Genomic DNA, 9476 nt, shown 5'->3' on the forward strand with positions numbered 1-9476 from the left:
CCTTTTAAATTACCGACATAAAAGGTATCTTGTGAGCCTAAATAACCTGGGTGAGCCGTCTCAATTTCACCACATGCAATATCATCGTCTTTTTTACGTTCTAACGCTTGAACTTGGCTTTCACTCAGGATAATCCCTTTTTCAGCCACTTCTTTTTCGAGAGCATTTAAACGCTGTTTAAAGTTAGCAAGATTATGGCGTAGCCAAATGGAACGAACACCGCCAGTAGAAACAAAAATACCTTGCTTACGAAGTTCATTGCTCACACGAACCTGTCCATAAGCGGGGTAATTAAGAGCAAATTTGACAACCGCTTGCTCAACTTTTTCATCCACTCGATTTTTAATATTTGGGACTCGACGGGTTTGATTAAGTAGCGCTTCAACCCCACCTTGTTCCACTGCTTGTTGATAGCGATAGAATGTATCTCGACTCATTCCGATTGTTTTACAGGCTTGTGAAATATTTCCAAGTTCTTCTGCTAAATTAAGCAAACCAGTCTTGTGTTTAATGAGAGGATTGTTAGAATAAAACATGAGAGTTTCCTTTTTTATTTAGATTGAATTTTAGACACTCATATTCTAAACGGGAAACTCTCATTTTTATAATGATTTGTCAGATCAGGTCTGGTCTTCTACAGTTTTTACAAGCGATTATTTTCCCACATTTTTTTGCAAATAACGTTTCTCAAATTTTGCTTGGTGGCGTTCGATTACCTCTGCCATTGATATGCCGTATTTATCGGCAAGTACAAATAAGTTATCCATCACATCACCTAGCTCTTCAATAAGATTATCCCTCTTTTGTTGTTGGGAGTTTTCGGTTTCATCAGGTCGTTCACGCCCAATTTCAATCGCTCTTACAGCACAGGCAACCTCGCCGATTTCTTCGGCTAGATAGGTTACTCGCATAAAAGGGCTGCGTTCATACCAACTTTGTTGTTGGTAAAATTCTCGAACCCATTGTTGATATTGCTCAATGTTCACTTCATCCCTCTATTTAAAAAATTAGTAGCGAAATATTTTTAGCTCTTTGATTAGATAAAAAATGTTTCAGAGCGAATAATAATTCGCCCCTACAAACATTATTCCTCTTCTGACAAAGTAATCCAACCACTATCTAACCAATCACATACCGTATCTAAAATGAGTTCTAACTCGGATTGGTCTTGTACTTTAGAAGCTAATTTATTCCACGAAATAGAATCTCCATTTGCGATGCGAATGAGTAACGCCATTTCTGCTTCATTTAGCTCATCAATCCACTCGCCATTCACATAAACCCTCAGAGGGTTTTCAGTATAAAGAATTTTCACATTCGCATCTTGTTGCAGCCAACCACCAGCTTCAAGCACTTCTTGCACTTCATCAGGGTAATATTCGTTATCTGTTTGAAGTAATTCATAGCGGCGTGAGCTTACTGCCGTTGCAACGCTGTGCGTGAAAATATCATCAAATTGGTCAGAATTTTGTAAAAGATCGATTAAGTGATGTTTGAACGTTTTCACCATTTTCGGATCTAATAACGCATTTGGCTGCTCATTCGGGTCTAGACGGAATGGAATATGGAATTCAGATGTATTGATTATACCGGATTGCTGCTCAATGGTTTTGCAGAAGTTTTCCAATAGTTCAGTTGCATTAGGGTAACGTAAGCCAAAGGAGAAGGTTAAACCCTGCTCACTTTCTGAAATACCGTAATGCGACATACGAGATGGCACATAAAGTACATCGCCGGGGTTCATTACTTCATCTAAAACTAACTCACCCATATCACCTAAGATACGAATTGGTTGATTCGGCACAAATGAGGTGCTTGGATCACACCATTTACCGAGCTGCCAACGGCGCTGTCCGTAGCCTTGAACGAGGAAAACATCGTATTCGTCATAGTGTCTGTCTACTGTACCACCTAAAGGCGAGCAAGAGACCATAATATCATCACGTTGCCATTGTGGGATAAAGCCGAAGGCTTGCCATAATTCACCAAGTTCGGGCGACCATTGCTCAAGGTTTTGCACCATTACAGACCATTGTTCGGGTAAGTTTTGTAAATCTTCTTCTGCAAGTGGGCTTCTTTTTACCGACCATTTTTCATTTTTACACTCAATAAGGCGGGCAGTAACTTCCTCTTCTAGAGCAAGTTCCATAATATCTTCCGGCTCAAATAGCCCAACAATTTGTGGCAAGCCGTTACGAATTAATAGCGGTCGTTTTTGCCAATATTCACGCAAAAATGTTTCAGGGCTAATATTTTCAGGTAAGCAGAATGGAATGTTCATAAATGCTCCTTGCGATTGTGTTGCTTTAGTTTGTTTAATATTCTACCTGAGAAATCGCAGAAAACGCGAAATTTTTTATGATTTAGCGACATCATTCACATTTTGGGTAAGAAATAATGAAAAAGGCGAACATTGTTCGCCTTTAGGAGTTATTTAAGACCGAGTTTTTTCTCTAAATAATGGATATTTGTGCCACCTTTACGGAATTCGGTATCAGAAAGAATTTGCGTGTGCAGTGGAATATTCGTTTTAATTCCATCAACAATTGTTTCAGATAACGCATTTTCCATACGACGAATAGCAATATCACGATCTTCTGCAAAAGTAATAAGTTTGCCAATCATTGAATCATAATGTGGCGGTACGCTATAACCTGAGTAAATATGAGAATCCCAACGAACACCTAAACCACCCGGCGCATGTAAACGTGTGATTTTACCCGGAGATGGTAAGAAAGTCTGTGGATCTTCCGCATTGATACGGCACTCAATAGCATGACCTTTCACTTTAATATCTTCTTGTTTGATAGAAAGTGGTAAGCCAGCAGCAACACGCAGTTGCTCTTTTACTAAGTCCACACCAGTGATCATTTCTGTAACAGGGTGTTCTACTTGTAAACGAGTGTTCATTTCAATGAAATAGAACTCGCCGTTCTCATATAAGAACTCGAATGTACCTGCACCACGATAGCCGATTTCACGACAAGCATTTGCACAACGTTCACCGATGAATTTACGCAATTCTTCTGTAATGCCCGGTGCCGGAGCTTCTTCCACTACTTTTTGATGGCGGCGTTGCATTGAGCAATCACGCTCTGCTAAATAAACCGCATTACCGTGTGTATCAGCAAGCACTTGAATTTCAATATGGCGTGGGTTTTCTAAGTATTTTTCCATATAAACCATATCGTTATTGAATGCAGCTTTTGCTTCAGCCTTGGTCATTGCGATAGATTCTTCCAAATCTTTTTCGTGATGAACTACACGCATACCACGACCGCCACCGCCGCCAGAGGCTTTGATGATCACTGGGTAGCCAATGCGTTTCGCAATTTCTTTGTTTTTTACAGGGTCATTACCCACAGGACCATCAGAACCAGGTACACAAGGAACACCTGCTTTTTTCATCGCATTAATCGCAGATACTTTATCGCCCATTAAACGGATTACGTCAGCGGTTGGGCCGATAAACACAAAACCTGATTTTTCAACTTGTTCTGCAAAGTTGGCATTTTCAGATAAGAAGCCATAACCGGGGTGAATTGCATCTGCATTTGTAACTTCTGCTGCCGCAATAATCATTGGGATATTTAAGTAACTTTTTACAGAAGGTGCAGGACCAATACAGATGGTCTCATCTGCTAATAAAACGTGTTTTAATTCACGATCTGCGGTTGAGTGAACGGCAACCGTTTTAATGCCTAATTCTTTACAAGCTCGTAAAATGCGTAGGGCAATTTCGCCACGGTTTGCAATAACAACTTTTTCTAACATTGGGAGCTTCCCTTGAAGTGAATTGGTTGAAAAGATGCCCCTATTCGTCATAAGGGCAAACTAGATTATTCGATAATGAATAATTTCTGGTCGAACTCTACTGGTTCGCCATCATTAACTAAGATTTCTTTAACTACACCAGCTTTATCTGATTCAATGCGGTTCATCATTTTCATCGCTTCAACAATACAGAGTGCATCGCCGATTTTCACGGTTTGACCCACTTCCACAAAGGCTTTCGCATCTGGGCTTGGGCTGCGGTAGAACGTACCGACCATTGGAGAACGCACCGCGTGTCCGCTTACTTGTTCAGTTGCTGCATTAGATGGGAAAGCAGCTGGTGCGGCAGGTTGTGGAGCGGCAGCCGTAGGAGCAGATGCTGCAACAGGGGCTGCTGCATATTGAACCGCAGGAGCGGCAACAACGGCTGGTGCAGCACGGCTAATGCGTACTGTACCTTCTTCTTCAGACACTTCTAATTCAGTAATGCCAGACTCTTCAACTAATTCGATAAGTTTTTTGATTTTGCGAATATCCATAATAAGATTCCGTATGTGATTAATTAAAAAAATAGAACTCTGCATTTATAGATAAAAATAAAAATGCAGAGCTAAAGATTCTGTTGGTAGAATACCTGAATTTCGCTAATTTTGCGAATAAAATATGAGAATTTTGGCGAAAATTGGCGATTTTTGGATTCATCGTACCAGTTGGGTTAGTAGGAAATTTATCTATAACAAGCGGTCAAAAATGGTAAATTTTTTGCAAATTACGACCGCTTGTCATTATTTGAGTAAATCCTCATTCTTTTTGTAATTCCACTTACTACCCGGTTTATCGATATATTGAAAATATTCGTTCGTGAATGTACCTTGTGCACAGGTTATTTTGTCACGGCGGAAATTTACCACCTTATCACCAATAGCATTATTTAACGTATCCGGGCCTGTCATTACAAACACACCACCCTCAATACGGCGGTTTTCAATGTTGCTGATGATCAGCTCAAGTGTGTCTTTTAAAATCCAGTTGCCTTTTTCGCTTGCTAAGAAAAAGTTAGTGTATTTATCTCGGCGTTTGATTAATACTTCGCTATCGTTTTCATTAATAATTTTGGAAAGTGGGTAAACCAAATGCCCGTCAATATCAATATAAATACCGCCTTCTCTTAATAACGTAAAAATTCGCCAGAAATCAGCTTGTGCTGCTCCATCAGTGAGCTTGCTATAAGCATTGAAAGTGCGTTCATCAGCATTTGCTTTGATGTAGGCTTCACGCTCTTCGGTGCTCACATAACGATAATCATAGCTTAATGACATCAAACGATTAAACAGATAATTGGCATACATCGGCAAGGTTACTTTGTTTGAATAATTGGTCTGCCAAATCGTTTTCGTGATTTTTGTTGGTTGGTTAGAACGAATTTTTGCCGGGCTATATTCTGGAATAGTAAAGCGTTTTTTGGGAAAAAGAGCGTGGAAAGGGTAGCTCAACACCTTTACAATATTGCCAAATAAGCGAATAACACCGTTACAGATAACGATAAATTGTTTATTTTTAACTGCCATTTAATTGCCTTATTTTTTTAATTGCGAAATTGCAAAATCCAACGCATATTCATAGCCTTTAATTCCCAAGCCACAAATAATGCCTTTTGCTACATCACTTAGATAGGAGTGATGGCGGAAAGGTTCACGGCTATGTACATTAGAAAGGTGTATTTCAATAAAAGGAATTGAAACGGAGAGCAACGCATCACGAATGGCAACACTTGTGTGGGTAAATGCCGCAGGGTTGATAATAATAAAATCCGTATTTTGAAAGGCTTGATGAATGCGGTTGATAATTGGCTCTTCACCGTTTGCTTGGAAGCAGTCTAATTCAATCCCTTGCGATGCGGCTAAGGTTTTTAGATGATTTTCAATATCCGCTAAGGTTTGAGAACCATAAATTTCAGGCTCACGTTTACCAAGCATATTCAGGTTTGGGCCATTAAGAAGTAGGATTTTTTTCATTTTTTCTCCTTACAAGCGGTAAAAAAATCCCCCATTTTTGCAAAATGGGGGAGCAATCAATTACTCGTCAATAGAACGAAGTAAATCGTTTAAGCCCACTTTGCTTAGCGTTTTCTCGTCTACTTTTTTCACGATTACCGCACAGTAAAGGTTATGTGAACCATCTTTTGACGGTAAAGAACCTGAAACAACTACAGAACCAGCAGGTACACGACCGTAGTGGATTTCACCTGTTTCACGGTCATAGATTTTGGTTGATTGACCGATAAATACGCCCATTGAGATCACGCAGTTATCTTCAACAATTACGCCTTCAACGATTTCAGAACGCGCACCGATAAAGCAGTTATCACCGATGATAGTTGGGTTAGCTTGTAACGGCTCTAACACGCCACCAATACCTACGCCACCTGATAAGTGAACATTTTTACCGATTTGAGCACAAGAACCCACAGTTACCCAAGTGTCCACCATTGTGCCTTCGCCAACGTATGCACCGATGTTTACGAATGATGGCATTAACACCACATTTTTCTCGATGTGAGAACCTTTACGCACCACCGCACCCGGCACCGCACGGATACCGTCTGCTTTGAACTGCTCTTCGGTGTAGTTGCCGTATTTGGTTGGCACTTTGTCGTAGAATTTAGTTTCTGCACCGTCAATGATTTCATTGTCAGCGATACGGAATGAAAGCAGAACCGCTTTTTTCACCCATTGGTTTACTACCCACTCACCATCTTTTTTCTCAGCTACACGAAGAGAACCGTTATCTAAACCTGCGATAACTTGCTCAACTGCTGCTTTAGTTTCAGCGTCCACTGTTTTTGGGGTGATTTCAGCTCGGCGTTCAAATGCTGCTTCAATAATTGCTTGTAAAGACATTGTTGTGTTCCTTAACGACTAAATTAAAAGTAAAAATTCGGCTCACTTTTTAACATAGAAAGGCGTTTATTTCCACAAGAAAAAACATATTGAATCAATTTAGTTTATAATCTTAACCCATTGATTTTATACAAGCGGTCATTTTTGTGGAAAAATTTGCAAATCTATTAACGGGTAAAACTCGAGAGCATTTAGTGGCATTGCCGAATTCTCTTTCTGATAAACATTGTCTTCAGCCTGAAGTGGTTGAAGCCTTTTTAGCCTTGCAGAAGGCAGCAAAAGAAGCAGGTTTTAATCTGCAGCCTGTCAGCACCTTCCGTGATTTTGAACGCCAAAAACTGATTTGGAATGCGAAGTTTAATGGCGAGCGTAAAGTTCACGATGATAATGGTGTTGCGATTGATATGGCTGTGTTATCTGATGTCGAAAAATGCAAAGCAATGTTACGTTGGTCTGCGGTGCCGGGAGCGAGCCGCCATCATTGGGGAACGGAAATTGATATTTTCGACCCTGATTTACTTCCCGAAAATACCCAACTTTTACTTGAGCCTTGGGAATATTTAGCAGGCGGTTATTTTGCCGAACTCACAAAATGGTTACAGCTTAATGCCGAACAATTTGGTTTTTACTTCCCATTTGATGGTACTCACAATCGAGTGGGTTTTGAGCCGTGGCATATCAGCTATCGTCCCATCTCAAATGAATATGAAAAATTATTTAGCGATGAAATTTTAAAGTCAGCTTGGCAAGATGAAGATGTGGCTGGTAAAGTCTGTTTGCTTACTCATTTCGATGAATTATTAAAATGATCCAATTAATTAACGAAACGCAAGATAACGACAAATTCCAACAAATTTGCGACAAATGGCAGCTTGTTCACAATGCGGAGAGCATATTAGCCCTTGTATTAACTGATGAACGCTTAGAATTACGCAAATTAGATGAGCCAAAATTAGGGGCGATTGCCGTTAATTTTGTTGATGGCACAATGGCACATCGCCGCAAATTTGGTGGTGGAAGAGGCGAAGCTGTAGCAAAATCAGTCGGTATTAAAGGCGACTATTTACCCACGGTAATTGATGCCACTGCAGGCTTAGGGCGAGATGCCTTTGTATTAGCTGCGGTGGGGTGTAAGGTGCTATTGGTTGAGCGAAACCCCATTGTGGCGGCTTTGTTGGAAGATGGGCTAAATCGGGCTTATCAAGATCTGGAAATTGGCGAATTTATGCAAGAAAGAATGATTTTAGCTGATGTTCGTAACATATCGCAGCTTGATCCGACATTGCACGGTGCTGATGTGGTTTATTTAGATCCGATGTACCCACATAAACAAAAAAGCGCGTTAGTAAAGAAAGAGATGCGAGTGTTCCAGCATTTAGTGGGGGCTGATTTAGATTCTGATGATTTCTTTGAGCCTGCAAAAGCATTAGCCAAAAAACGTGTGGTGGTGAAACGCCCTGATTATGCCCCATTTTTAGCGGAACAAAAGCCGGATTTTTCACAGACTACCAAAAATCATCGCTTTGATGTTTATCTTTCACATCTCAAAAATGATTAACTAGGATCCAGATCGAATTTTACAAAACTTTAATTGAAAAATGATCTTATGCGATAGGCAAGCGGTTATTTTTACAGTAAAATTTGCAAATTATTTTATCTTTAATTTTAGAGGGCGTTTATTGTGCCACAACGTGATTATGTTGCTCGTTCAAACGAGAAAAAAAGTAAAAAAACACAAAAAGAGAGTAATTTAAAGAAGGTTTTGATCCTGATTATTGGGTTAATTTTAGGTTGCGGTATTGCTTTATGGCTGTTAAAAGTCAATGCGCCGGCTCCTGCAGTACCTAATACGGTACAGCCAGCTCAACAGCAGCCAAAAAGTCAATTACCAAGCAGACCGGAAGAAAGCTGGAGCTATATCCGTGATTTGGAAACTCGTACCGTAATTACCGATAACAGCCAAACATCTCAAGAGCGTTTAGCTCAATTAACGGCGGAACAAAAGAAACAAATTGAAGAAAGACGTAAACAAGAAGAAGCTCGTTTAGCTGAGCAAGCTCAGCAAAATCCAACATCAACGACAGCTGAAACGGATACTACGAAAGTTCAAGAACCGCAATTAACTGATGAAGAGTTAGCGGCTAAAAAGGCAGAAGAGCAGGCTTTAGCTCAAAAGAGAGCAGAAGAAAAGCATAAACAGGCAGAGCTGAAAAAACAGCAAGAAGCTAAAAAAGCGGAGCAAGCTAAGTTAGCAGAAGAAAAAGCTAAAAAAGAGCAGCCTGCTAAAGTTGTAGCAAGTGCTGCAACACCGGCAGATAAAGCAGCCAATCAGGCAGGTAAATTCGGCTTACAATGTGGGGCATTCAAAAATAAAGCTCAAGCAGAAAATATGCAAGCACGTCTTGCAATGGCAGGATTTAATGCAAGAATTGCAAGCAGTGCAGATTGGAACCGTGTTTTTGTCGGCCCAGTTGGTGATAGAGCAGCTGCATCAAGAGCACAATCAAATGCTCGTAGTGTGGCAGAATGTGTGATTGTTGCGATGTAGGATGATTTAAGCTAAAGGAGGAATCATTATTTGTAGAAGATCAGACTTGATCTGACAATTGACTCTAAAAAGTGAGAGTTTCCCGTTTAGAATATGAGTGTCAAAAATCAATCTAAACAAAAAGGAAATTCTCATGTTTTATTCTAACAACCCTCTCATTAAACACAAGACCGGTTTATTAAATTTAGCAGAAGAACTGGGTAATATTTCTCAAGCCTGCAAAGTAATGGGAATGAGCCGAGATACATTCTATC

Annotated in this window: 12 protein-coding genes; 4 read left to right on the forward strand and 8 right to left on the reverse strand. The window is 40.1% G+C overall.

The genetic code is table 11. The annotated features are described in order from the left end of the window. The 8 genes from ACERCF_RS12115 to dapD form a co-directional block, all read right to left on the reverse strand. Positions 1 to 536: helix-turn-helix domain-containing protein (locus tag ACERCF_RS12115; RefSeq protein ID WP_373625727.1), on the reverse strand; the 536-nt coding region annotated here is incomplete at its 3' end. A 117-nt stretch (positions 537 to 653) separates the two neighbouring features. Continuing rightward, on the reverse strand, positions 654 to 986 hold the full coding sequence (locus ACERCF_RS12120; RefSeq protein WP_373611708.1) for a MazG nucleotide pyrophosphohydrolase domain-containing protein: 333 nt from the start codon (positions 984 to 986) through the stop codon (positions 654 to 656). 98 nt (positions 987 to 1084) lie between these two features. Then, on the reverse strand, positions 1085 to 2281 hold the full coding sequence (locus ACERCF_RS12125; RefSeq protein ID WP_373625729.1) for a ribosomal protein uL16 3-hydroxylase: 1197 nt from the start codon (positions 2279 to 2281) through the stop codon (positions 1085 to 1087). A gap of 149 nt (positions 2282 to 2430) precedes the next feature. Beyond that, a complete protein-coding gene (gene accC / locus ACERCF_RS12130; RefSeq protein ID WP_373625730.1) occupies positions 2431 to 3774 on the reverse strand; it encodes an acetyl-CoA carboxylase biotin carboxylase subunit in 1344 nt (447 codons plus the stop codon). A gap of 65 nt (positions 3775 to 3839) precedes the next feature. Beyond that, a complete protein-coding gene (gene accB, locus ACERCF_RS12135; protein WP_373611712.1) occupies positions 3840 to 4313 on the reverse strand; it encodes an acetyl-CoA carboxylase biotin carboxyl carrier protein in 474 nt (157 codons plus the stop codon). Positions 4314 to 4559: 246 nt separating this feature from the next. Continuing rightward, entirely contained in the window at positions 4560 to 5342 is a 783-nt protein-coding gene (locus ACERCF_RS12140) for a glycosyltransferase family 32 protein (RefSeq protein WP_373625731.1), read from the reverse strand. Between the two features lie 9 nt (positions 5343 to 5351). Continuing rightward, positions 5352 to 5789: a type II 3-dehydroquinate dehydratase gene (gene aroQ / locus ACERCF_RS12145; protein ID WP_373625732.1), complete on the reverse strand. Its 438-nt coding sequence runs from the start codon at positions 5787 to 5789 to the stop codon at positions 5352 to 5354. 60 nt (positions 5790 to 5849) lie between these two features. After that, on the reverse strand, positions 5850 to 6674 hold the full coding sequence (gene dapD, locus ACERCF_RS12150; protein WP_373611715.1) for a 2,3,4,5-tetrahydropyridine-2,6-dicarboxylate N-succinyltransferase: 825 nt from the start codon (positions 6672 to 6674) through the stop codon (positions 5850 to 5852). Positions 6675 to 6820: 146 nt separating this feature from the next. Between dapD and ACERCF_RS12155 the strand changes: the two genes are divergently transcribed. From ACERCF_RS12155 to ACERCF_RS12170, 4 genes are all read left to right on the forward strand, one after another. Then, positions 6821 to 7483 (forward strand): M15 family metallopeptidase, encoded by a 663-nt coding sequence (locus ACERCF_RS12155; RefSeq protein ID WP_373625733.1) that lies wholly within the window; start codon positions 6821 to 6823, stop codon positions 7481 to 7483. Beyond that, positions 7480 to 8232 (forward strand): class I SAM-dependent methyltransferase, encoded by a 753-nt coding sequence (locus ACERCF_RS12160; RefSeq protein WP_373625734.1) that lies wholly within the window; start codon positions 7480 to 7482, stop codon positions 8230 to 8232. Before ACERCF_RS12155 ends, ACERCF_RS12160 begins: the two co-directional genes overlap by 4 nt. Before the next feature lie 123 nt (positions 8233 to 8355). Further along, positions 8356 to 9222, forward strand: a complete 867-nt coding sequence (gene ftsN / locus ACERCF_RS12165; protein ID WP_373625735.1) for a cell division protein FtsN — start codon at positions 8356 to 8358, stop codon at positions 9220 to 9222. Positions 9223 to 9355: 133 nt separating this feature from the next. Then, positions 9356 to 9476 (forward strand): helix-turn-helix domain-containing protein (locus tag ACERCF_RS12170; protein ID WP_021265510.1); only part of this gene is annotated, 121 nt, incomplete at its 3' end.

Origin of the sequence: Mannheimia kashgarensis (assembly GCF_041807705.1) — a bacterium.
Classification (GTDB): domain Bacteria; phylum Pseudomonadota; class Gammaproteobacteria; order Enterobacterales; family Pasteurellaceae; genus Mannheimia.

What these genes read in the sequence shown, in the direction of transcription:
- accB (WP_373611712.1), bottom strand. Translation starts at nt 4,313, where the DNA reads ATGGATATTCGCAAAATCAAAAAACTTATCGAATTAGTTGAAGAGTCT.
- accC (WP_373625730.1), bottom strand. Translation starts at nt 3,774, where the DNA reads ATGTTAGAAAAAGTTGTTATTGCAAACCGTGGCGAAATTGCCCTACGC.
- aroQ (WP_373625732.1), bottom strand. Translation starts at nt 5,789, where the DNA reads ATGAAAAAAATCCTACTTCTTAATGGCCCAAACCTGAATATGCTTGGT.
- ACERCF_RS12125 (WP_373625729.1), bottom strand. Translation starts at nt 2,281, where the DNA reads ATGAACATTCCATTCTGCTTACCTGAAAATATTAGCCCTGAAACATTT.
- dapD (WP_373611715.1), bottom strand. Translation starts at nt 6,674, where the DNA reads ATGTCTTTACAAGCAATTATTGAAGCAGCATTTGAACGCCGAGCTGAA.
- ACERCF_RS12160 (WP_373625734.1), top strand. Translation starts at nt 7,480, where the DNA reads ATGATCCAATTAATTAACGAAACGCAAGATAACGACAAATTCCAACAA.
- ACERCF_RS12140 (WP_373625731.1), bottom strand. Translation starts at nt 5,342, where the DNA reads ATGGCAGTTAAAAATAAACAATTTATCGTTATCTGTAACGGTGTTATT.